Origin of the sequence: Streptomyces sp. 378, from assembly GCF_030124145.1 — a bacterium.
In the GTDB taxonomy this organism is placed as follows: domain Bacteria; phylum Actinomycetota; class Actinomycetes; order Streptomycetales; family Streptomycetaceae; genus Streptomyces.
The window spans coordinates 158,397-180,560 of sequence record NZ_JASKMS010000016.1; the positions used below are offsets into that span (position 1 = coordinate 158,397).

General features: G+C 72.0%; 18 protein-coding genes. 9 read left to right on the top strand and 9 right to left on the bottom strand.

The features are described 5' to 3' along the window. Nucleotides 1–24: 24 nt before the first annotated feature. From QNO09_RS22225 to QNO09_RS22235, 3 genes are all read left to right on the top strand, one after another. Nucleotides 25–870, top strand: a complete 846-nt coding sequence (locus tag QNO09_RS22225; protein WP_283971987.1) for an LLM class F420-dependent oxidoreductase — start codon at nucleotides 25–27, stop codon at nucleotides 868–870. Between the two features lie 78 nt (nucleotides 871–948). Further along, nucleotides 949–1,155, top strand: a complete 207-nt coding sequence (locus QNO09_RS22230) for a hypothetical protein (protein WP_283971988.1) — start codon at nucleotides 949–951, stop codon at nucleotides 1,153–1,155. 44 nt (nucleotides 1,156–1,199) lie between these two features. Next, on the top strand, nucleotides 1,200–3,785 hold the full coding sequence (locus QNO09_RS22235; RefSeq protein WP_283971989.1) for a bifunctional FO biosynthesis protein CofGH: 2,586 nt from the start codon (nucleotides 1,200–1,202) through the stop codon (nucleotides 3,783–3,785). Here the strand turns inward: QNO09_RS22235 and QNO09_RS22240 are convergent. Together QNO09_RS22240 and QNO09_RS22245 are read right to left on the bottom strand one after the other, a co-directional pair. Next, nucleotides 3,761–5,200 (bottom strand): hypothetical protein, encoded by a 1,440-nt coding sequence (locus tag QNO09_RS22240; protein ID WP_283971990.1) that lies wholly within the window; start codon nucleotides 5,198–5,200, stop codon nucleotides 3,761–3,763. The genes QNO09_RS22235 and QNO09_RS22240 overlap by 25 nt on opposite strands. An 18-nt stretch (nucleotides 5,201–5,218) precedes the next feature. Continuing rightward, the gene (locus QNO09_RS22245; protein WP_283971991.1) at nucleotides 5,219–5,689 is read right to left on the bottom strand and encodes a GtrA family protein; all 471 of its coding nucleotides are present in this window, start codon (nucleotides 5,687–5,689) and stop codon (nucleotides 5,219–5,221) included. A 98-nt stretch (nucleotides 5,690–5,787) separates the two neighbouring features. Here QNO09_RS22245 and QNO09_RS22250 point away from each other — a divergent pair, with 98 nt between their 5' ends. Together QNO09_RS22250 and QNO09_RS22255 are read left to right on the top strand one after the other, a co-directional pair. Next, a complete protein-coding gene (locus QNO09_RS22250; RefSeq protein ID WP_283971992.1) occupies nucleotides 5,788–6,786 on the top strand; it encodes a glycosyltransferase family 2 protein in 999 nt (332 codons plus the stop codon). A 103-nt stretch (nucleotides 6,787–6,889) separates the two neighbouring features. Next, entirely contained in the window at nucleotides 6,890–7,444 is a 555-nt protein-coding gene (locus QNO09_RS22255; RefSeq protein ID WP_283971993.1) for a hypothetical protein, read from the top strand. On the opposite strand, the gene QNO09_RS22260 is transcribed toward QNO09_RS22255, so the two are convergent. After that, a complete protein-coding gene (locus QNO09_RS22260; RefSeq protein ID WP_283971994.1) occupies nucleotides 7,437–7,946 on the bottom strand; it encodes a DUF2165 domain-containing protein in 510 nt (169 codons plus the stop codon). The two genes, QNO09_RS22255 and QNO09_RS22260, sit on opposite strands and share 8 nt — an antisense overlap. A gap of 101 nt (nucleotides 7,947–8,047) precedes the next feature. Here QNO09_RS22260 and QNO09_RS22265 point away from each other — a divergent pair, with 101 nt between their 5' ends. Beyond that, a complete protein-coding gene (locus tag QNO09_RS22265) occupies nucleotides 8,048–10,531 on the top strand; it encodes a tetratricopeptide repeat protein (RefSeq protein WP_283971995.1) in 2,484 nt (827 codons plus the stop codon). Here QNO09_RS22265 and QNO09_RS22270 read toward each other — a convergent pair. Continuing rightward, nucleotides 10,515–10,703: a DUF397 domain-containing protein gene (locus QNO09_RS22270; RefSeq protein WP_283971996.1), complete on the bottom strand. Its 189-nt coding sequence runs from the start codon at nucleotides 10,701–10,703 to the stop codon at nucleotides 10,515–10,517. The genes QNO09_RS22265 and QNO09_RS22270 overlap by 17 nt on opposite strands. Next, nucleotides 10,700–11,512 (bottom strand): helix-turn-helix domain-containing protein, encoded by an 813-nt coding sequence (locus QNO09_RS22275; RefSeq protein ID WP_283971997.1) that lies wholly within the window; start codon nucleotides 11,510–11,512, stop codon nucleotides 10,700–10,702. Before QNO09_RS22275 ends, QNO09_RS22270 begins: the two co-directional genes overlap by 4 nt. A gap of 112 nt (nucleotides 11,513–11,624) precedes the next feature. Between QNO09_RS22275 and QNO09_RS22280 the strand changes: the two genes are divergently transcribed. Next, on the top strand, nucleotides 11,625–12,044 hold the full coding sequence (locus QNO09_RS22280) for an ATP-binding protein (RefSeq protein ID WP_283971998.1): 420 nt from the start codon (nucleotides 11,625–11,627) through the stop codon (nucleotides 12,042–12,044). Between the two features lie 160 nt (nucleotides 12,045–12,204). Here QNO09_RS22280 and QNO09_RS22285 read toward each other — a convergent pair whose 3' ends face one another. Then, nucleotides 12,205–13,044, bottom strand: coding sequence for a hypothetical protein (locus QNO09_RS22285; RefSeq protein ID WP_283971999.1), 840 nt, complete (start codon nucleotides 13,042–13,044; stop codon nucleotides 12,205–12,207). A gap of 85 nt (nucleotides 13,045–13,129) precedes the next feature. Here QNO09_RS22285 and QNO09_RS22290 point away from each other — a divergent pair, with 85 nt between their 5' ends. Together QNO09_RS22290 and QNO09_RS22295 are read left to right on the top strand one after the other, a co-directional pair. Next, a complete protein-coding gene (locus QNO09_RS22290; RefSeq protein WP_283972000.1) occupies nucleotides 13,130–13,915 on the top strand; it encodes an SDR family oxidoreductase in 786 nt (261 codons plus the stop codon). Nucleotides 13,916–14,077: 162 nt separating this feature from the next. Then, nucleotides 14,078–15,646 carry a sodium:solute symporter family protein gene (locus tag QNO09_RS22295; protein ID WP_283972001.1) on the top strand — a complete coding sequence of 523 codons (1,569 nt, stop codon included), beginning with the start codon at nucleotides 14,078–14,080 and terminating at the stop codon, nucleotides 15,644–15,646. A gap of 97 nt (nucleotides 15,647–15,743) precedes the next feature. Here QNO09_RS22295 and QNO09_RS22300 read toward each other — a convergent pair whose 3' ends face one another. The 3 genes from QNO09_RS22300 to QNO09_RS22310 all read right to left on the bottom strand — a co-directional run bounded on the left by QNO09_RS22300 (nucleotide 15,744) and on the right by QNO09_RS22310 (nucleotide 21,843). Continuing rightward, nucleotides 15,744–16,859, bottom strand: coding sequence for an ADP-ribosylglycohydrolase family protein (locus tag QNO09_RS22300; protein WP_283972002.1), 1,116 nt, complete (start codon nucleotides 16,857–16,859; stop codon nucleotides 15,744–15,746). 103 nt (nucleotides 16,860–16,962) lie between these two features. Beyond that, a complete protein-coding gene (locus QNO09_RS22305; protein WP_283972003.1) occupies nucleotides 16,963–18,813 on the bottom strand; it encodes a DUF8823 domain-containing protein in 1,851 nt (616 codons plus the stop codon). Nucleotides 18,814–18,987: 174 nt separating this feature from the next. Then, nucleotides 18,988–21,843: a D-alanyl-D-alanine carboxypeptidase gene (locus tag QNO09_RS22310; protein ID WP_502962333.1), complete on the bottom strand. Its 2,856-nt coding sequence runs from the start codon at nucleotides 21,841–21,843 to the stop codon at nucleotides 18,988–18,990. Between the last annotated feature and the right edge of the window lie 321 nt (nucleotides 21,844–22,164).

Sequence of the window (22,164 nt, forward strand, 5' to 3'; positions counted from 1 at the left end):
CCCCTCTCGGGTAGTGATGAGGTCATGCGCATCGCCGTGACGATCTTCCTCACCGACGAGACGATCACCCCGACCCGGCTCGCCCGGGAGCTGGAGGATCGCGGATTCGTCGGGTTGTACCTGCCCGAGCACACCCACATCCCCGTCGAGCGGACCACGCCGTACCCGGCGGGTGGCGAGCTGCCGCGCGAGTACGGCCGCACCTTCGACCCGTTCGTGGCCCTCGGCCAGGCCGCCGCCGTCACCGAGCGGCTCGGGCTCGGCACGGGCATCACGCTCGTCGCCCAGCACGATCCGATCGTCCTGGCCAAGCAGGTCGCGACCCTCGACCACCTCTCCGGCGGCCGGTTCACCCTGGGGCTCGGCTTCGGCTGGAACGTCGAGGAGGCCGCCGACCACGGCGTGCGGTGGAGCACCCGGCGCGAGCTGGTCCGGGACCGGATGGCGCTGATGCGGGCCCTGTGGTCGGAGGAACCGGTCGCGTACGACGGGGAGTTCGGCGGCGTCCGGGCCAGTCACGCGTATCCGAAGCCCGTGCAGAAGCCGCGCGGTCCGATCGTCGGCCCGCGCACGCTCGTCGGCGGGGCCGCCGGACCCAAGCTGTTCTCCCACATCAGCGAGTACGCCGATGGCTGGCTGCCGATCGGCGGCCGGGGCCTCGGCGAGTCGCTGCCGGTTCTGCGCGCCGCCTGGGCCGACGCCGGCCGTGACCCCCAGGCCCTCCAGGTCGTCCCCTACGCCGTCCACCCGACCCCGGGCAAGCTCGCCCGCTACGCCGACCTCGGCATCGAGGAGGCCGTGGCGCAGCTGCCTCCGGCGGGGGAGGCGGAGGTGCTGAAGACCCTGGACGGCCTCGCCGCCCATCTCTGACAACTCCCCTGCCAGGCAGGCCGGTTGGCCCCCCTCTACTAAACTACTGTTCAGTTCACCATGGGGGGAGAGAGCGTCATGCGGCTTGCCTGGTTTTCCTGGCTCCTGCGTCATTTCACCGAGTACGGCTACAGCCAGGGCCTGCTGCGTGCCGCGATCGGCACGACGGCCGTGCTGGTGACCGCAGCGCTGGTCTGGTTCGCCCTGCACCGCCACAGACCGGCCGCCGTGGCCGCAGCCGGTCTCGTCTCGGCCCTGGGCATCGGATGGCTGGCCTTCCACTGACGGGGCTGCCCCGAGCCTGATCAGCGCACTCGTATGCTCGAAGGATGACGACTTCCGCGACCTCCGGAACCGGCCCCACCGAGAACTCCATGCGTCGCGCCCTGAAACGGGCCAGGGACGGCGTCTCGCTCGACGTCGCCGAGGCCGCGGTGCTGCTCCAGGCGCGGGGTGAGCGGCTGGAGGACCTGTCGGCCTCGGCCGCCCGGGTGCGGGACGCGGGCCTGGCGGCGGCCGGGCGGCCGGGCGTCATCACGTACTCGAAGAGCGTCTTCATCCCCCTGACGCGACTGTGCCGGGACAAGTGCCACTACTGCACGTTCGTCACCGTCCCCGGCAAGCTGCGCCGGGAGGGCCACGGGATGTTCATGTCCCCGGACGAGGTGCTGGACATCGCCCGCAAGGGCGCCGCCCTCGGCTGCAAGGAAGCCCTCATCACCCTCGGCGACAAGCCCGAGGACCGCTGGCCGGAGGCGCGCGAGTGGCTCGACGCGCACGGCTACGACGACACCATCGCCTACGTCCGGGCCATCTCCGTCCGCATTCTGGAGGAGACGGGCCTGCTGCCCCACCTGAACCCGGGCGTCATGAGCTGGACGGACTTCCAGCGTCTGAAGCCGGTCGCGCCCAGCATGGGCATGATGCTGGAGACCACCGCGAGGCGCCTCTGGTCGGAGCCGGGCGGCCCGCACCACGGTTCTCCCGACAAGGAACCCGCCGTCCGCCTGCGGGTCCTGGAGGACGCGGGGCGTTCCTCCGTGCCCTTCACCTCCGGGGTCCTCATAGGCATCGGCGAGACCTACGAGGAGCGCGCCGAGTCCCTGTTCGCGCTGCGGAAGGTCTCCCGGGCCTACCACGGCGTCCAGGAACTGATCATCCAGAACTTCCGCGCCAAGCCGGACACCGCGATGCGCGGCATGCCCGACGCGGAACTCGACGAACTGGTCGCCACGGTGGCCGTCGCCCGGCTCCTCATGGGCCCGAGCGGCAACATCCAGGCCCCGCCCAACCTCGTCGACGACGAGTACGGGCGGCTGATCGCAGCCGGTATCGACGACTGGGGAGGTGTCTCCCCGCTCACCATCGACCACGTCAACCCCGAGCGCCCCTGGCCGCAGATCGAGCGGCTCGCCGAGAAGTCCCGCGCCGCCGGGTTCGAGCTGCGCGAACGGCTCTGCGTGTACCCGGAGTTCGTGCGGCGCGGTGAGCCCTGGCTGGACCCGCGGCTGCGCCCGCACGTGGCCGCGCTGGCGGACCCGGAGACCGGGCTCGCCCGCCCCGAAGCCCTGCCGGAGGGCCTGCCGTGGCAGGAGCCGGAGGAGGTCTTCGTCGCGTCGGGCCGCACCGACCTGCACTCCTCGATCGACTCCGAGGGCCGCACCTCGGACCGCCGGGACGACTTCGACGAGGTGTACGGCGACTGGGGCGCCCTGCGCGAGGCCGCAGCCCCGGGCATGGCCCCCGAGCGCATCGACACCGACGTACGGCAGGCCCTGCGCACGGCCGCCGACGATCCGACGAAGCTCACCGACGACGAGGCCCTCGCCCTGCTGCACGCGGACGGCCCGGCGCTGGACGCCCTCGCCCGCATCGCCGACGACGTTCGCAAGTCGGCCGTCGGCGACGACGTCACCTACATCGTCACCCGCAACATCAACTTCACCAACGTCTGTTACACCGGCTGCCGCTTCTGCGCCTTCGCCCAGCGCCGCACGGACGCCGACGCCTACACCCTCTCCCTGGACCAGGTCGCCGACCGGGCCCAGCAGGCCTGGGAGGTGGGCGCGGTGGAGGTCTGCATGCAGGGCGGCATCCACCCGGACCTGCCGGGCACGGCGTACTTCGACATCGCGCGGGCCGTGAAGGAACGCGTCCCGGGCATGCACGTGCACGCCTTCTCGCCGATGGAGGTCGTCAACGGCGCGACGCGCACCGGCATGTCCGTCCGCGAGTGGCTGACCGCCGCGAAGGAGGCGGGCCTGGACACCATCCCGGGCACGGCCGCCGAGATCCTCGACGACGAGGTCCGCTGGATCCTCACCAAGGGCAAGCTGCCGGCGGCCGACTGGATCGACGTGGTGACGACCGCCCACGACCTGGGCATCCGCTCGTCGTCGACGATGATGTACGGCCACGTCGACCAGCCCCGGCACTGGCTCGGGCATCTGCGCACCCTGGCCGGCATCCAGCAGCGCACGGGCGGCTTCACCGAGTTCGTGACGCTGCCGTTCGTGCACACCAACGCGCCGGTCTACCTGGCGGGGATCGCCCGCCCGGGCCCGACCATGCGGGACAACCGCGCGGTCACGGCCATGGCCCGGCTGCTGTTGCACCCGTACATCCCCAACATCCAGACCAGCTGGGTGAAGCTGGGCTCGGAGGGTGCGGCCGAGATGCTCCGCTCGGGCGCGAACGACCTCGGCGGGACACTCATGGAGGAGACGATCTCCCGCATGGCGGGCTCGTCGTACGGCTCGTACAAGTCGGTCAAGGACCTGATCGCGGTGGCGGACGCCGCGGGCCGTCCGGCCAGGGCCCGGAACACCCTGTACGGGGAGGTTCCCGAGGAGCGGCAGCGGGCGGCGGCGGCCTCGGACGGGCAGTTGCCTCAGCTGCTGCCGGTGCTGGACTGACGGGTCCCAGCGGCCCCGGCGTCCGCCGGCTGGTGCTCCGTCAGGGAGCGGCCGGACGCGGCGCCGGGGCTCGGCGGTCGCCCGGGAGCCGCGCCCCGGCCCAGCCACAGCAGCAGCAGGCCGAGGGCGCCGGCGAGCGCGGGCCAGTAGACGTAGCGGAAGTCCGTCGCGGGCATGATCGGCAGATAGCCGAGAATGTAGGCCGCCGCGCTGATGCCCAGCGCCCGGACCGGCATCGCGAAGGCGCCCCGGCCGGGCCGGGCGGCGAGCACCAGCGCGACGGCCAGCCAGAACCACCCGCGGAACAGCCAGGGCAGGTCGGCGGCCATCCCCTTGACGTACGTGCCGAGCATGTCCTCCAGCCGGGGGTGCGCCACCTCGATGCCCAGGTCGTTGCGGGTGACGCCCGCCTTGTAGGGGTAGCCGGTCTCGAACAACAGTGACGCGAACAGGCGCAGCCGGTACTGGAGGTACTGCGGCACGTGCCCGCCCATCTCCCGCAGCCACAGGGAGGTGATCTCGCCCGAGTCGCCGCGCAGCCCGTCGGCCGGCCGTTCGTAGCACGCCCAGTAGGCGTCGGACAGGGCGCCGACGCGCCGGCACTCGCGCGCCGAGGCCACGAGCCGGTCCCGGAGGGCGGGGGAGACGTCGGCCGACCGCAGCTCCTCCACCCGCAGCACGTGCACCAGGTCGTCCAGCATGATCTGCGCGCCCTGCTTGGTCCGCAGCGGCTCGGCGAACAGCGAGACGGCGACGGCGGGCACGACCAGCGCGACGGCGAGCGCGCCCGTGCACCGCAGCCACGTGCCGCGTCCGGGGGCGCGCCACAGCGCGAGGACGAGCAGGACGAAGACGGGGATCGCCGCGAGGAAGGCGTTCTTGCGCACGAGCATGGCGTAGGCGAGGAACAGCACGCCCAGCCAGAGCAGGCCCCACCGCACGGCGGGGCCCACGCGCCGGTCCCGGACGCGCAGCCCCGTGCACGCGACCGCGCACGCGGCGAGCAGCGCCTGAGCCGTGTGGACGTCCTTCCACACCACTCCGGCGAACGTCAGCACGAAGGGGGCCAGGCCGAGTCCGAGTACGGCGAGCGATCCGCCGCGCTTGCCGGTCAGGTCCCACACGCACCGGGCCAGCACCCACAACGCCCCCCAGAACACGAGCGACTGGAGGACCAGCATGGACGCGATCGAGCCGGTCACCGCGATGAGCGCCCGCCACACCAGGCTCAGCACGGGCGGGTGCCAGTCGGTCAGCGGCTTCTTCCCCTCGGCCTGCCGGAGCTGGTCGAGGCTGTCGGGACTCAGGTAGCCGGGGGCGAAGACGAGGATCGTGGCCAGGCAGCCCACGGCGGCGACGGCGGCCAGGACCCAGCCCCAGTGCCGCACCCGAGGCATCCATCCCATTTGTCCCATGTGCCGGATGCTAACGGCTCACGATGCGACGAAGACGTAGCGCCGGTAGGCGTAGAAGCGGAACAGGGTCGCGAGCACCCAGCCCAGGACGCGGGCCGTGTTGTCGCTGAGCGGTGAGTCGAGTCCGAGCAGGTGCCGGGAGGCGAAGACGGTCCCGGCGGTGATGGCGAGCCCCACTCCGTTCGCGGCGAGGAAGAGGGCGAGTTCGCGGGTCACCTTCTCGCCGTGCCGGTCGCGGTAGGTCCAGTAGCGGTTCCCGGCCCAGCTGAACAGTGCGGCGGCGCAGGTCGCGAGGGCGGACGCCAGGACCGGGGAGGCGCTCATCGGCCCGCCCCGTGCCCCGCCGGGCAGCCCGAAGACGAGCAGGTTGTAGCCGCCGTGGTCGACGACGAACGCCAGCGCGCCGACGACGCCGAACTTGGCGGCTTCGCGCCAGATGCCCTGCACGGCGTGGCGCATGGAGCTGGTCACAGAGCTGGAAACCGGCACAAAAGGGAGAGTAGCCACCCGGCGTGCCCTCGCTCGGCGGGCTCGCTCATATCGCATCATTTCCTACTATCGGACAGCGCTTCGGTCGAGGAGTGGGAGTGGCAGTGGAACCGACGATCGCGTGTGTCGTGCCGTGTCACAACGAGGAGGCGGCCGTCGGCAAGGTGGTCGGCGACCTGCGCGCGGCCCTCCCCGAGGCGGTCGTCTACGTGTACGACAACTCCTCCACCGACCGCACCGCGGAGGTCGCCCGGCAGGCCGGCGCGATCGTGCGGGAGGAGACCCGCAAGGGCAAGGGCAACGTCATCCGCCGCGCCTTCGCCGACGTCGACGCCGACGCGCTGCTCATCATCGACGGCGACGACACCTACGATGCCTCCCGCGCCCGGGATCTGGTGGACCTGCTCTTCGAGGGACCGTACGACCAGGTCGTCGGAGCCCGCCGGGTGACCGACGACGGGGCCTACCGGGCCGGGCACGCCGTCGGCAACAAGCTGCTCACCGGGGCGGTGCGGTCCCTGTTCGGCAACGACGTGACGGACATGCTCAGCGGCTACCGCGTCTTCTCGCGGCGCTTCGTGAAGTCCTTCCCGGCGCTCGCCCGGGAGTTCGAGACCGAGACCGAGATGACCATCCACGCGCTGCACCTGCGGCTGCCCACGGCGGAGGTGGTCGTCGACTACCGGGTCCGGCCCGCGGGCGGCGAGAGCAAGCTGCGCACCTACCGGGACGGCTGGCGCATCCTGCGGGTCATCCTCGACCTGGCCCGGCGTGAGCGCCCCTCGCTGGTCCACACCGTCGTCGCCGGGCTCCTGGCCCTCGTCTCGGTCGTCCTCGGCATCCCCGTCATCGCCGACTTCGTCGAGACGGGCACCGTGCCCCGGGTGCCCACGGCGATCCTCGCCGCCGCGATCATGACCATCGCGGCACTCGTGCTGCTCGTGGGCTACATCCTCGAGTCGCTGACGCACATGCGCCAGGAGCAGACCCGTCTGGTGCACCTCTCCTACCCGGCCCCGGTGCGCGCCCCCCGCTACACCGCCCGCGGCGCCGGCACCGGCCCGGTCCCCGTCCGCAAGACCGCCGGCGGCCCCTGAGGCGACCGGGGCCCCTGAGGCACCGGGGGGACGGCGGACGCGCAGTACGATGATCGGAACCCCGTTTCGGTGCGGGGTCCCGTGACTGAGGAGATGCGTGCCGGTGCCTGCCCGACTTCCTTCGTGGGCCTGGGTGACCGGGCTGACCGTGGGAGCGATAGCCGCGGTGACGGTCCTGGGCGTACAGGCCGACCGAGGCCCGCGCCCCACCGCCACGTCGGCCAAGCCGAGCAGCACGGCCTCGGCGCAACCCGCCCCCACCGCCCCGGCCCCGGCGAGGGTGCCCGACGGCTCCGGCACCGGCCGACGCATCGTCTACTCCCTCGGCGAGAAGCGGGTGTGGCTGGTCGACGCGAGCGAGGCCACCCGCCGCACCTTCACCGTCTGGCCGGGCTCGGTCAGCCCCGACCCGGGCAGCTACACGGTGTCGTCGCGCAACGCGGCCACGACCGGCTCGGACGGCGTCCAGATCGAGCACATCATGTACTTCGCCGCGAAGTCCGGCGTCTCCGTCGCCTTCTCCAACGCCGTCGACGGGGCCTCGCCGCCGCCCGCCGCCTCCGGCACCAAGACGGGTGGAGTCAGGATGCGGAAGGCGGACGGCACGGCACTGTGGGCGTTCGGCACGGTCGGCACGACCGTGACCGTGGTCAGGTAGCGGGCGTCTCCCCGCGCCGGGCCGACAGCTGGTTGACGATCAGCACGACCCCGCTGAACAGGAAGATCCGGGTCGCGGCGTCCAGCCCGTTCCAGCTCTCCGACTGCCACATCGAGAACCACTCGCCGCCGATCGCGATGAACCCGGCCCCGAACAGCAGCATCACCATCAGCAGCCCGTAACCGGACATCCGCCGGGCGCGCAGGTCATCGCGCCTGACCCACAGCCAGCTCCCGTATATGAGGACCAGCGCGGCGAGGGTCTCCCAGACGATGATCCCGACGTAGACGGCGTCCTGCAGCCCCTGACTCGTGATGGCCCGCCACATCAGGTCCTCGTCCTTGAACGTGGTGTCCATGGCCAGCACATGCCGGACGAACTGCTGGTTGGTCCCGAAGTCGGTGATGTTCCCGAAGGCGACGAGCGCCATGTACAGGGCGATGGTCGCGGTGAGCAGGGTGGCGGCGAGCGACAGGGCGCCGCGTGATGTGGAGGTGGCCATGCCGATCATTCTCCCCAAGCGCGGCCGTCCGGTGTACCCCGCGGCCGTTGCGCGAGAATGACGGCGAGAAGCCGGCCGGGCGAGTCGAGGGGAACGTACGGATGGCGCAGACGAGACCGACCATGCAGGAGCTGATCAGACAGCGCAGTCGGGCCGGTTTCGTCGGCCGCTCCGCCGAACGCGCCGCGTTCCGCGCCAACTTCGACACCGCCCCGCATGACGAACGCCACCGCTTCCGCTTCCACGTGCACGGCAACGCGGGCGTCGGAAAGACCTTCCTGCTGCGGGAGTTGGAGCACATCGCCCGCGAACGGGGCGCCCTGACCGCCTACGTCGACGACAGCACGGCCGGCTTGCCGGAGGTGATGGCGCAGATCAGCCGCCAGTTCGCCGCCCAGGGCACGCGGTTGAAGGAGCTGGACCGTCTGCTCGCCGCCCACCGCGAACGCCGCCACGAGGCCGAATTGGCCGCCCTGGCGGTCCTGGACGCGCCCCCGGAGAACGCCGGCCCGTCGGTGGGCGGGAGGATGGCGGCCCGCGCCGGGGTGGTCGCCGCCGGCATGGTGCCCGTGGTCGGACCGCTGGCCGGGATGCTCGACGCGGACCAACTCGCGCACGTCGCCGACCGGTTGCGCGCGAGCCTCATCGCCCGCTTCCGCAACCACGACGACCTCCAGCTGGTCCTCGCCCCCGAGCAGGTGCTCACCCCGGTACTCCTGCGCGAACTGTCGGACACGGCCGCCCCGTGGATCACCCTCTTCCTCGACACGTACGAGCGGACGGGCCCGTATCTGGAACCCTGGCTGCACGAGACGATGACGACGGACCGTCACGGCGGCATGCCCGCCACGGCGATGGTGGTCACGGCGGGCCGGACCCCCCTGGCCCCCGCCCGCTGGGGCGGCCTGGCGGACTTCGTGACGGACCTCCCGCTCGCCCCCTTCACGGAGACGGAGGCGCGCGGCCTGCTGGCCGCCAAGGGCGTGACCGCCGAACCGGTCGTCGAGGAAGTACTGCGCCTCACCGGCGGCCTGCCGGTCCTGGTCTCCACCCTCGCCGCGTCCCGCCCCACCGACCCGGACGACGTGGGCGACCCGAGCGCGACGGCCGTGGAGCGCTTCCTGAAGTGGGAGGAGGACCCGGTACGGCGGGCCGCGGCCCTGTCCTGCGCGCTGCCGAGGTGGCTCGACGGGGACGTGTTCCGGGCGGTGACCCAGTGCCCGGAGGAGGACCTGGAGCGCGTGTGGGCGTGGTTGCGGGGCATGCCGTTCGTCACCGACCGAACCGGGGAACGCCTGCGCTACCACGATGTCGTACGGGCCCCGATGCTGCGTGCGGAACGCCGCCGGTCCCCGCGGGGCTGGGCGCAGCGGCAACGGCACCTGGCGGAACTCTTCGGGCGCTGGCGGGAGGAGACCGGAGCGGGCCGCACCGGGGAACCGTGGGCGGACGAGACCTGGCGGGAACTGCGCCTGGAGGAGACGTATCACCGGCTCTGCGCGGGAGAACGGGACGCGCTGCCGCAGGCGTTGCGTGACTTCGTCCAGGCGTGCGACACGGGCGCGAGTACGGCCGGGCGGTGGGCCCGTGCGCTCGTGGACGCCGGGACGGACGCGGACGCCGAGGCGACGGCCCGCTGGGGCACCGAGCTGACCACGGCCCTGGACACGGAGGGGATCGTCGCCGCCCTCGGGCTGCTGCTGCGCCGTGCGGGACTCGACACGCGGACCCAGGCCAGGGCCCGGGTCGTACGGGGCGACGAACTGCGCGGCGCCGGCGCGCACGCGCAGGCCCTCACCGAGTACGACCGGGCCATCGCCCTGGACCCGGAGTCGGCCGTCGCCCACCGGAACCGGTCCGGGATCCGGGGAGACCTGGGCGACCACGACGGGGCGATCGCCGACCTGGACCGGGCCGTCGCACTGGACCCGGGCAACGCCTGGTCCCTCGCCCTGCGCGGGGAACACCACCGGATCGCCGAACGCGACACCGAGGCGATCCGGGACCTGAGCGAAGCGATCCGGCTCGACCCCGCCCTGGAGTTCGCCTGGGCGTCCCGAGGCGCCACGCACGCGCGTGCCGGAGACCCGGAAGCGGCCCTCGCCGACCTGGGGCGGGCGCTGGACCTCGACCCGGACTACGCCTGGGCGCTCGCCCGCCGCGCCCGCGTGTGGCGTGCGCTGGGCGACCCCCACCGCCAACTGGCCGACCTCGACCGGGCCCTCGCCCTGAACCCCGACTGGCCCTGGGCCCGCTGCGAACGCGGTGACGCACTGCGCGCCGCCGGCCGCGACGAGGAGGCGGTCGCCGACCTGGACATCGCGCTGTCCCTGGACCCGGCGTACACGTCGGCGCACGCCAGCCGGGGGGAGTCACTGGCCCGGCTCGGCCGCCACGCGGAGGCCCTGGCCGACCTGAACCGGGCGGTGGAGATGCGGCCGGGGTACGTCTGGGCCCTGTGCCGCAGGGCCGTTCTCCACGCGGCGATGGGCCGACCGGAGCAGGCCCGGGCGGACGTGGCACGCGTCCGGACGCTGGATCCCGGGGCGCTGGAGAGGTTCGCGGACGTCAGCGTCCTGCCGTGAACTCCAGGAACTCCGACCAGGCACCACCGGTGAACGACAGCCGGGCGCCCTCCTTGTTCTTGGAGTCGCGGATATGGATGGTGGGTGCCTGAGCGGATATGGCGACCTCGACGCAATCAGGTCCGTCGTTGCTGCTGTAGGTGCTCTTGAACCAGGCGAGTTCAGTGGTCACGTCTCGTCTCCCAGAACTTTCTCAATGAAGGCCAGGGACTCTCGGGGTGAGAGGGCCTGCGCCCGGATCATTCCATAGCGCATGTCGAGGATCTGGGCGTCGCGGGGCTCGCTGATCACGCGGTTGTGCAACTGGGCTTCGAAGTGCCCCAGCACCTTGCCGTCCTGGAATTTCAGGAGCCGAAACGGACCTGCCATGCCCGCGTGGTCCTCACGGTCGGTCGGCATGATCTGAATCGACACGTGCCGCAACTGAGCGACTTCCAACAGGTGTTCGAGCTGGTGCCGGAGCACCATTCTGCCCCCGACCGGTCGCCGTAGCGTGGTCTCTTCCTGGACGAAGGTGATGAGCGGTCGCGGTAGCCGGTCGAAGACGGCCTTCCGCGCCATGCGCGCTGCGACGTGCCGTTCGATCTCGTCCTCCGTGTAGGCAGGGCTGCGCATGGCGTACAACGCCTGGGCGTACTCCGGTGTCTGAAGCATCCCGTTGATCTGATGGGTGTCGTAGGCCCCGAGTTCGAGAGCCTCGTCCTCCAGTTTGGCGAGGTCCCGTACCTTCTTCGGATACCGCGCCTTCTCCACGTCCTCCCTCATCGCGGAGATCTTGCCGCCCGCCCCCAAGACCTCATCGGCCTTGTCGAGAAAGTCCGGCTTGGGGATGCGCCGCGCCCGCTCGACGGACGACACCATCTCCTCCCCGTAGCCGATGGCCGAGCCCAACTCCGCCTGTTTCAGCCCCGCCGCCTCGCGCCACATCTTGATCTGCCGCCCGACCGTCCTGAGCACGGCCGCCGCTTCCTCGTCCTCCACGCCTTCCCCTCCCACGTACGAGCCGTACGACCTCGTGACGCGTCCGGACAGTCACCCTCCGTACCGAGGTCGTCGCTGTTCAGAGTAGGGACGGATGACCACGCTGGGTGACATGAGTCAGAAATCCCACGCCGGGATCAACGCCCCCGTACGTCACTTCACGCTCCAGTTGTCCGCCACTCGAAGAGGCGCTCGACTGGCTCGCCTGCTCACCGAACGCCAGCTCGACGAGTGGGGCGCGTCCCAGGACGCCGCCGTGCAGGTGGTGGCGGAGCTGGCGTCGAACGCCGTGCTGCACGGACGCGTCCGGGGCAGGGACTTCCGGCTGGCGCTGAAGCTGCGCGCCGACCGCACGCTCCGCATCGAGGTCACCGACGCCCGGGGCGACCGGGTTCCCCGGCCCTCGGGGCCGGTCGCGGACGACGCGGAGGGCGGGTGGGGCCTGCGGATCGTCTCGGCGTGCGCGGACCGCTGGGGTGTGGTGGAGGCACCGGCCCACGGCAAGACGGTGTGGGCCGAACTGGCGGTGTGACGGAGGCCTCGGTGACCGATCACGCGGCGGAGACGCCCTCCTCCTGCAGTGACTCCACCGCCCTGCCCGGAGGGCCTGAGCCTCGGCGACGCGTGGCTGCAGGCCGTGTGCCACGGCAACGCGGCCGCCCTGTTCGCCCGGTGTGTCTGACGCGCCCGGCTCAGCGGAGCCGGTCCACGTACGTGTCCGTGCCCGGCACCGTCGGGATGAACGGGGCCACCAGCTCCACCCTGCCCAGGCCCGAATCCGCCACCGCCGCGTCGAGGCCCGTGAACCAGGGGTCCCAGCACTCCCTCGGGTCCGTCTGGAGGAACCACAGCAGGGTCAGCCGGGTGTCGACGCCCTCGACCTGTTTGACATAGGTCATGCGGTCGCCGGGCAGGGGCGTCGGGCTGAAGACCGTCACCAGCGCGGCCGGGGAGCCCGCCAGGCGCTTGGGGAGGTGGCGGGTGCGCAGCCACTCCAGGAGGGAGGCGCGTTGCCCGGGGGTGTCCGACTCGACGACCTGGAGGACCAGGCCCGCGTAGGGGTGGTCGAGGGCGTGGACGTCGCGGGGGCCGGCCGCTCCGTCGCGGTACACCGTCGCCTCGTGGTGCTGGAACGCCGTGAGGACGTGCGTGCGGTCGTGGTAGACGCGGGCGTCCCGGTTGAGTCGCTTGTTGACGGCGACCGTCCAGCGCATGTGGTCGTCGTAGCGGCCGGCGGTGATCCAGTACGTGGAGAGGTAGCAGCCGGCGGTGACCGGCTGGGCGATCGCCGACTTCTCGGGGTAGCGCAGCAGCTGGAGGTCCCGTGTCGCCACCCAGCGGCGGCCCGCGTACATCCAGGGCATGGCCATCGCGCCGGCGTAGTAGTGGTCGTCCTCGTACCAGCGGTTGTACGCGTACTCGTGGCCCGGGTGCGGCTCGACCATGGTGATGAGGGCGTGCCCGGGGTGGGTGCCGTAGGGGCCGACGGCGGCCAGTTCGGCGTACAGCTCGCTGCGGGTGTCCTCGCTCATGCCCTTCCCCTTCGTCGGCGGCTCGCTCATACTCTGACGCTCCGTCAGATAGAACGCCAGGGTTCCGGTCCGGGGAGGTCCTGCCATGTCACTGCTCGCGGGGAAGACGGTCGTCGTGTCGGGGGTCGGGGCCGGGCTCGGGCGGCAGGTCGCGGCGGCGGTCGTACGGGACGGCGGGAGGGTCGTGCTCGGGGCCCGCACGGAGGCGAGCCTGGCGAAGACGGCCGCCGAGATCGACCCCGGCGGGGCGTGTGCCGCGTACCGGGTCACGGACATCTCCGAAGAGGCGCAGTGCGAGGCCCTGGCGGAGGTGGCGCGCGAGCGGTTCGGCGGGATCGACGCCGTCGTCCACGTGGCCGCGTTCGACGGCCACTTCGGCGGGCTGGAGGACGCCGACTTCGCGTCCTGGCGGGCGGTGCTGGATGTGAATCTGCTGGGCACGCTGCGCATGACGCGGGCCTGTCTGCCGTTGCTGAAACAGGGCGGTGGATCCGTGGTGTTCATCGGGACGCAGTCGGCGGTGGCCGCCCCCTCGCAGGTGCGGCAGGCGGCGTACGCGGCGTCGAAGGGCGCGCTGACGAGCGCGATGTACTCGCTCGCGCGGGAACTCGGGCCGTACCGGATCCGGGTCAACACCGTGCTGCCCGGCTGGATGTGGGGGCCGCCGGTGCGGGCGTACGTGCAGTTCGCGGCGGAGTCGGAGGGGGTGTCGGAGGCGGAGGTGCTGGGCAGGCTGTCGGACCGGATGGCACTGCCGGAGCTGGCGACGGACGGGGACGTGGCGGATGCGGCGGTGTTCCTCGCGTCGGACCGGGCGCGGGCGATCACCGGACAGTCGCTCCTGGTGAATGCCGGTGAGCTGATGCGCTGACGGCGATTTCCGGCCACACCCTCTCGTCCATGTACATGAACTGAGGTCACCTCACCGAACTATTTTACGTGGTCTTGACCTTCCCCTTGCTTGCCGTGCGCACGTCACCGAACCCAGAGTTCACATGCCTGACCCTGGCGGCAGCACCGTGGAAGGGGATTCATGAACGGTCTCGACTGGGCCGTGCTCATCGGCTACTTCGCCGTGATGGTCGCGATCGGCGTCTGGTCGCACAAACGCGTCGACAACGTCAGCGACTTCTTCACCGCCGGCGGCAAGATGCCGTGGTGGCTCTCCGGCATCTCGCACCACATGTCGGGCTACAGCGCGGTGATGTTCACCGGGTACGCGGGCATCGCCTACACCTACGGCGTCACCTCCTTCGTCACCTGGTCCTTCCCCATCGCCCTCGGCATCGCCATCGGGTCGAAACTGTTCGCCCCGCGCATCAACCGACTGCGCTCACGGCTCCATGTGGCCTCCCCGCTGGAGTACCTGAAGAACCGCTACGACCTCAAGACGCAGCAGGCGCTGGCCTGGTCCGGGATGCTGCTGAAGATCGTGGACGTGGGCGCGAAGTGGGCGGCGATCGCCACGCTGCTGTCCGTCTTCACCGGGATCTCCCTCAACCAGGGCATCCTCATCACCGGCTCCATCACGGCGATCTACTGCACCATCGGCGGCCTGTGGGCGGACGCGCTGACCGAACTCGGGCAGTTCATCATCCAGTTGCTGGCCGGCATCGCGATGTTCGCCGCGGTCTTCGTACGGCTCGACGACCACGGCGGCTTCTTCGGCGTCTGGGACTCGCCCGAACTCCAGGGCCACGGGGAACCGCTGGTCGGCCCGTACGGCACGGTGTTCCTGCTCGCGTTCCTCTTCATCAAGCTCTTCGAGTACAACGGCGGCATGCTCAACCAGGCCCAGCGCTACATGGCCACGCCCAACGCCAAGGAGGCCGAGCGCTCGGCCCGCCTGTCGGCGATCCTCTGGCTGGTCTGGCCGCTGGTGCTGTTCTTCCCGATGTGGATGTCGCCGCTGCTGGTCGACTCGCAGAAGCCGGACGGCTCCGACTCCTACGCCCTGATGACCGAACAACTCCTGCCGCACGGCCTGTTGGGCCTGGTCATCGTCGGGTTCTTCTCGCACACCATGGCCATGTGCTCTTCCGACGCCAACGCCATCGCGGCCGTGTTCACCCGGGACTGCGCGCCGGTGATCTGGGCGAGGGCCCGCACCTGGAACCAGAGCCAGGGCCTGCGGGTCGCCCGGATCGCCACGGTCGTCTTCCTCGGCCTGTCCATGGCGGCGGCGACCCAGGTCAATTCGCCCGCGTTCAAGGACATCATCACGGTCGTCATCAAGTGGGTGGCCGGTCTGATGGGCCCGATGGCCATTCCGATGATGCTGGGCCTGCTGCGCGCGTTCCGCCGCTCCGGCCCCACGGCGGCCCTGGTCAGCTGGTCGATGGGCCTGCTCGCCTTCTGGCTGGTGAACTACCCGGTCAACTGGAACGTCGAGGGCGGCGTGCCGCTCCAGTACCAGGTGTCGATCCCGCTGGCGGTGTCCCTGGTCCTCTACATCCTCGTCGGCTACATCAGGCCGGAGGACACCCCGGAGCGGCTGGCGATCATCGAGCGCATCAACACCGACGACGACGGTGCGGCGGCGGCCACGATCCCGGCACCGGCCGGTCCCACGGACGACGTGGTCCGCACGGTCAAGAACTGACCCCACGGCCGGCCGGTCCCACCGAGCACCTGCCGGGCGGCCGGTGGGCCGACGGCCCCGCCGTCGCCGGAGTCCGGCGGCCGGGCGGGGCCGCCGGTCAGGCTCTCGGATAGCGGGCGAGCCAGCCGGGGGAGGAGCCTCCCGGGCCGTGCAGGGACGGGCCCTGGGTCATCTCCATGGCGAAGTCGTCGGCCAGTTCCAGGATGGTGGGGCGGCCCTCCAACTCGGCCAGCCAGCCCGGCGGCAGCGCGGTCTCGCCGTGCAGGGCGCCGAGCAGACCACCGGTCAGCGCACCGGTCGCGGCGGACGGGCCGTCGTGGTTCACGGCCAGACACAGCCCGTGCCGGACATCGGCCGCGACCAGCGCGCAGTACACCGCCGCGGCGACGAGCCCCTCCGCCGTACCCGCCCCGCTCAGCTCGGTCACGCGCTCCGGGCCGGGCATGCCCTGCCGTACCGCGCCCAGCGCCTGCTGCAGCGCGTCCGACACCGGCTGGTGCCCCGGCCGTGCGGCCAGCAGCCCGAAGGCCCGCTGCACGGCACCGTCGAGGCTCTCGCCCAGAGCCAGCGCGTGCACGATCACGGCGTACGCGCCCGCCGCGAGCGAGGCCGTGGGATGGCCGTGGGTCTGCGCCGCGCACTCGACGGCCAGCTGGACGACCAACTGCGGCTCCCAGCCCACGAGCAGCCCGAACGGAGCGGACCGGGCGGCCGCCTCGGGCCCGGCCTCACCGGGGTTCTTCGGCGCTTCCGGCGTCCCCATGGTCTGGTCGCCGAGCCCCAGCAGCAGGGCGCGGCCGGGGCCCCGCCGCGCGTACAGCCACTCCTCCCGCGCCAGCCACCCGTCCTCCTTGCGCCGCTCGTCGGGCCCCCAGTCACGCTGCGTGGCGGCCCAGCGCAGATAGGCCCGGTGCAGATCGGTCGGGGGATGCCAGGCGCCGGTGTCCCGCCTGACCTGGGCCCGGATCAGACCGTCGACGGAGAACAGGGTGAGCTGGGTGAGATGCGTGACGGCGCCGCGTCTGCCGTAGGCGGGGGCCAGGTCCACCAAGCCCTCCGCCCCGTGCGCCTCCCGGATTCCCTCCAGGGTCAGCCCGTCGACCGGCGTCCCCAGCGCGTCCCCCACGGCCACACCCAGGATGGTGCCCCGTACCCGGCTGCGGAAGTCCTGCTGCTCCGTACGGCCCCAGACGGCACCGGCAGTCGCACCCACCTAGACCTCCCAGGGCACCGTCCATACGTACGACAGCTCAGCACTGTAATCGAACGGGAACGGTGGGTTCGGTGGGGCGCGAGAGGGGCGGACCGCGGACCGGTCAGCGCAGCTCCTCCGGGCAGGGCGTGCCCCGCGGGAGCTGGTACGGCGCCGCCAGGCGGTAGGTCCCGGCCTTGGGGGCCACCAGCTCCGTCCACTTGTCACCCTGCGCGTCCTCCTCCGTCTCCGCCAGGCAGCCGTTGACGTTCACGTACGTCTTCGGCTCGCCCTCGGGACGGTTCTTGGACTCCTCCGTCTCCTGCGGCGGCTTCAGGCTCTTGCCCTCCGCGTCGACGATGCTCAGCCACGGCGAGTACGGGACGCGGACCAGGATCCGGCCCGCCTTGCTCACCTGGAGGGTCATCTCGCCCTGCTCGGCCCGCTCGACCACCGCGTTCGGCCCGGCCAGCGGGGTCGGGGCCGTCACCCTGAACAGCTGCCAGGTGTCGTTGCCCCAGATCTGGGTCAGATACGGCAGCCCGCGCCGCACCAGCGCCCGCTCCCGCTGACCCCCGTCACCGTCCGGCTCGCCCTTCGGCAGCACGACGTAGTGCACGGCCCAGCGCTTCAGCCACTCGTGGTAGTTCGCCGAGTTGAGCGTGTCGTCGTAGAAGAGCGGGTTGCGTTCCATGTCGGCCTGGCGGTTCCAGCCGCGGGCCAGATTGACGTACGGGGCGAGGGCGGAGGCCTCGCGGTGCGACCGGGCGGGGACCACCTCGACCCGGCCCTTCTCGGCGCCGACCTCCTGCAACTCGTTCACCAGCGGCGCGAGCTCGCGCGACCAGGACGCCGCCGGGGCCGTGTGCACGATGTCGTCGACCGTCTTGAAGCCGATCCACACCCCGAAACCGCACAGTGCCACGACGGCCGTGTACCACTTGCGGCTGCGCGGCACCGTGAACGGCAGCGCGGCGACCAGCGCCACCCCGGCGAACAACATCGCCAGGCGCGTGATGTTCGAACCGATCTGGGAGCTGATCAGCCACACCAGCACGACCCCCAGGCCGTACACCGCCGCCGTCAGCCGGACCGTCTTCCACTCCTGCGGCACCAGCACGTAGGCGAGGACCGAGAACGCCAGCGGCAGCAGCACCGAGCCGATCATCATCGGCTGCGTGCCCGAGAACGGGAACAGCCACGCCGACACCGCCACCACCGCGCTGGGCGCCAGACCCAGCGCCCACGCGCCGGGCCGCCGCTTCTGCAGGAACAGCGCCACCGCCACCAGACCCACGAACAGGCCCGCGACCGGCGACGCCATGGTGGCCAGCGCGGCCAGCGGCGCCGCGCTCAGCGCCTTCGCCCAGCGCTTGAACCGCCACCGGTACGGCCAGCAGAACACGACGGTGACCGCGCCGAGCGCGAACATCATGCCCAGCCCGAACGTGACGCGCCCGGACACCGCGTTGCAGAACAGCCCGAACACGCCCGCCAGCGACGCCCACAGAGGATTGCGGACCGAGCGGCTGCGCAGGAGGAGCAGGGTCAGCAGCCCCGCCGAGACCGTCCCCGCGATCATCATCGTCGTCCGCACGCCCAGCACGGACATCAGATACGGCGACACCACGCTGTAGGAGACCGGGTGCATCCCGCCGTACCAGGCGAGGTTGTACGCCGAGTCCGGATGCCGGCCGACGAACTCCGCCCACGCGTCCTGCGCGGCCAGATCGCCACCGCTGTTCGCGAACGTGAAGAACCAGAGGATGTGCAGCGCCGCGGCCAGGCCGGTGATCGACAGGATGGGATGCCGCAGCATGCGCTCACGCAGCGCCAGTACGGGGGCCGGCCACTCGAACCGCTCCCCGCTGTCTTCAGACGCGCCGGCGTCCCGCGCGTCGGGTACGCCTATTCGCGGGCCCGATACCGAGCCCGGATCGGCGTCGTCTGCGTGTGTCGGCTCCGCAGTGGCCACTCGAAGGCACTCCCCGTGTCCCGTCTTCTCTTCTCGTGTTCTTCCCGGCTTCACCGCCGCGCCGCCGCGAACGGCGGCCTGTCCCCGATTCGGGACGCTAGCACGCACCCCGCCGGACAGTGCCCGGACGGGCCGTCACCGGCGGGATGCGGTGGTGCGGGCTCGCGCCCCGGATCAGCCGAGTCGCGTGAGCTTGGCCGCGAAGTCCGGCTCCACCAAGTCCTTCTGGAGGGCGACCGGGACCTTCACGGCGCTGGTGGTGCCGTCGCCGACGGTGAGCGTGCCCACCTTCGTGCCGGCCTTGGCGGTGTGCGGCAGGTCGTCCCCGGCGAACGTGAGCTTGACGGACAGGCCCGCCCAACCGACGGCCGTGACGTCCTCGGTGACGGCGACCGGCGTGCGGCCGCCGAGACCGTCGTCGGCGTACCCGACGACGTCGCCCTTCTTCAGGATCGTCGCCGACTCCAGCGCGCCCTGCGCGGCCCGGATCAGCTTGTCGCCCTCGTGGAGCGCGGCGCCCAGGATCGTGTTGTCCGGGCCGCCGGCGGGCTGGCGCACGACCGCGCCGATGATCCGGTGGGTCTCGCCGTTCACGTCCTTCTTGGCCGAGAAGACGAGGTTGCCGAGCGCCGAGGTGGTGGTGCCGGTCTTGATGCCGGTGACGTCGTTGTAGCCGACCAGCCGGTTCCAGTTGTCGTGCTTCTTCCCCTTGTAGTCGACGTACGACATCATCGTCGCGACCTCGCGGAAGACGGGCTGCTGCATGGCGGCCTTGGCGAGCTTCACCTGGTCCACTGCCGTGGAGACGGTCGTGTTGTTCAGGCCCGACGGGTCGGTGTACGTCGTGTTCTTCATGCCGAGGTCCTCGGCGGCGTCGTTCATCTTCTGCACGAACGCCTTCTCGGACCCCGCGTCCCAGCGGGCCAGCAGCCGCGCCACGTTGTTCGCGGACGCGATCAGGATGCTCTCCAGAGCCTCCCGCTCGGTGATCTCGTCGCCCTTGGTGACGTCGACGGTGGACTCCTGTCCGGCGTCGGACTGGTCCTGGGCGGCCTGGTCGATCGGGATCTTCGGACCGTCCTCGCCGCTCTTGAGCGGGTGCTCGCGCAGGACGAGGTAGGCGGTCATGACCTTGGCCACGCTCGCGATCGGGACGGGCTTCTGCTCACCGGAGGACCCGAAGGTGCCGATGCCCTGGACGTCCAGCGCGGCCTGGCCCTCGGCGGGCCAGGGGATGTCGACCTTGCCGCCCTCGAAGGTGTAATTGTCCTTGGCGGTGAGTTCCAGGGTGGGCGTGGGCAGCGGGCGCACGCTCTGCACGACCGCGAAGACGACCACCAGCAGCAGCACCAGCGGCGTCCAGATCTTCACCCGCCGGGCGGCCGTCCGCAGCGGCGTCTCCGGGGGCGGCGGGGTGTTCGTCAGCTCGGCGAGCAGGTCCAGCGGCGGCTTGGGCGGCAGCGGCTGCTGCGTGGTCCGCTCGGGGCCGACGGTGGGGACGGGCGCGGTGGCCTCGGCCGGGGCCGGCTTCCTGGCCGCCGGCTCGTCCAAGGGCTTCAGCGCGACGAACTTGCTGGTCCGCTCGGCATCCTTCTCGGGCGCGTCCTTGGTCCCGCCCCCGAGCTTCAGCATGGTGGTGGGCTGATCGACGGGCGGCCGCACGGCCTTGAAGACGGCGGTGGGCTGGTCGACGGGGCGTTCGGCCGCGGCGTCGTCGGTGCCGTCGTCCGACGCGGGCGCGGTGCCGGTGCCGGCGGCTCCGCCGCCCTCGGTCGTGCCGGGCTCGTCCTTGCCGACGTTGTCGGCGGGTGCCTCACCCGCGACGGCGGGCGCCTCGGCGACGCCTGCGGCGTCGGGGGCGTTGGGCGCGGGCGTGCGGTCAGCGTCGTTGGCGTCGGGGGTCTTGGGCGTGGGCGTGCGGTCAGCGTCCTGGGCCGGGGCCTTGGTGCCGGTGTCCTTCGGTGAGGGCTTGGCGTCGGCGTCGTTGCCGTCGGCGGGCTGGGGCGCGTCCTGGGGGACGGCGTCCTCGGGCTCGGCCTTGGTGTCGGCGGGCTTGGTGTGAGGGGACTTGGCGTCGATGTTTTCGGCGTCGAGGGCCGCGGGCGCGTGGTTGCCGTCAGCGTCCTTGACCGGGGGCTTGGCGTCGGCGTCCTTCGGCGAGGGCTTGGCGTCGGGGGTCTTGGGCGTGGGCGTGCGGTCAGCGTCCTGGGCCGGGGCCTTGGTGCCGGTGTCCTTCGGTGAGGGCTTGGCGTCGGCGTCGTTGCCGTCGGCGGGCTGGGGCGCGTCCTGGGGGACGGCGTCCTCGGGCTCGGCCTTGGTGGCAGGGGCCTGGGCGTCGGCGGGCTTCGGCGTGGCCTTGGCCGGGCCGGGGATTCGCGGGTCCGCGGGCCCGGAGGCCTTGTCGCCGGTGTCGCCGGTCTTCTCACCGGCCGTGGTGGCGCTCGCGCTGCCGCGCGTGGTGGAACGGTCCGCCTCGGCCTCGTCGGGCTCGTCGGCCTCGTCCGCGGCGTCCTGGGGCGCCTCGTCGCGCTCGGCCTCACGGCGGCCCGTGGCGTCCGTGCCCGTGCTCGTGCCGCTCTCGGCAGGCCCGTCCGCGCGCTCGGCGCCGCTCGCGTCGGTGTCGTTCTTCGCGGACCCGTCCGCGGACCCGTCCGCACGCTCGTCCTCGGCGTCCGGGCCGGCCTCCGGCGCCCCGGCGGCCTTCCCGGTCTCCTGGCCGTCCGTGCCGGCCTCGGCCGTGTGTTCGGCAGCCGTTCGGCCGTCCTCGGCGTCCCCGCCGTCGCCGCTGGCGGCGGCGGGCTTCTCGCCCCCGTCCGCCGAGGCGACCCACGCGGCGACCGCATCCCGCAACCGCCCGTCACCGCCCCCGGCGTCGGATGACTCCCCGGCCCCGGACCCGCCGGACCCCTTGACGCCCCCGGACCCCTCGGCGGAGCCGGACGCGCGCCGCTCGGCGTCGCTCCCCGTGTCCGAGCCGCGCGCGGCGCGCTCGCCGTTCTCGGGGTCCTCCGCCGTCCGGGTGGACAGCACGCGGGTCGCCGTGTCGGCAGCACCCCGCGCCGAGGACCTCTCCGCGTCCCGAGCCACCGCGAGCCGCGGGTCGGCGGCTTCGCTCCTGGCCTCCGGAACCGGACTCGCGCTCCCCGACGTCCTTGGTGCCGACGACTCGCGCTGTTTCGACCTGTCGGGGGACTCGCCCGCCACCGATGCCTCCTCCTCGCGCCGCACTCCCCGCGTACGCGTACCGAACCGTGAACCGCCGCCCGTGACACCGCTCGGCGCTGTCCGAACCATGTACCAGTGTCCTGTGTGCGGGCCAAACCCATCCGGTAGACGAGAACGACATACCTA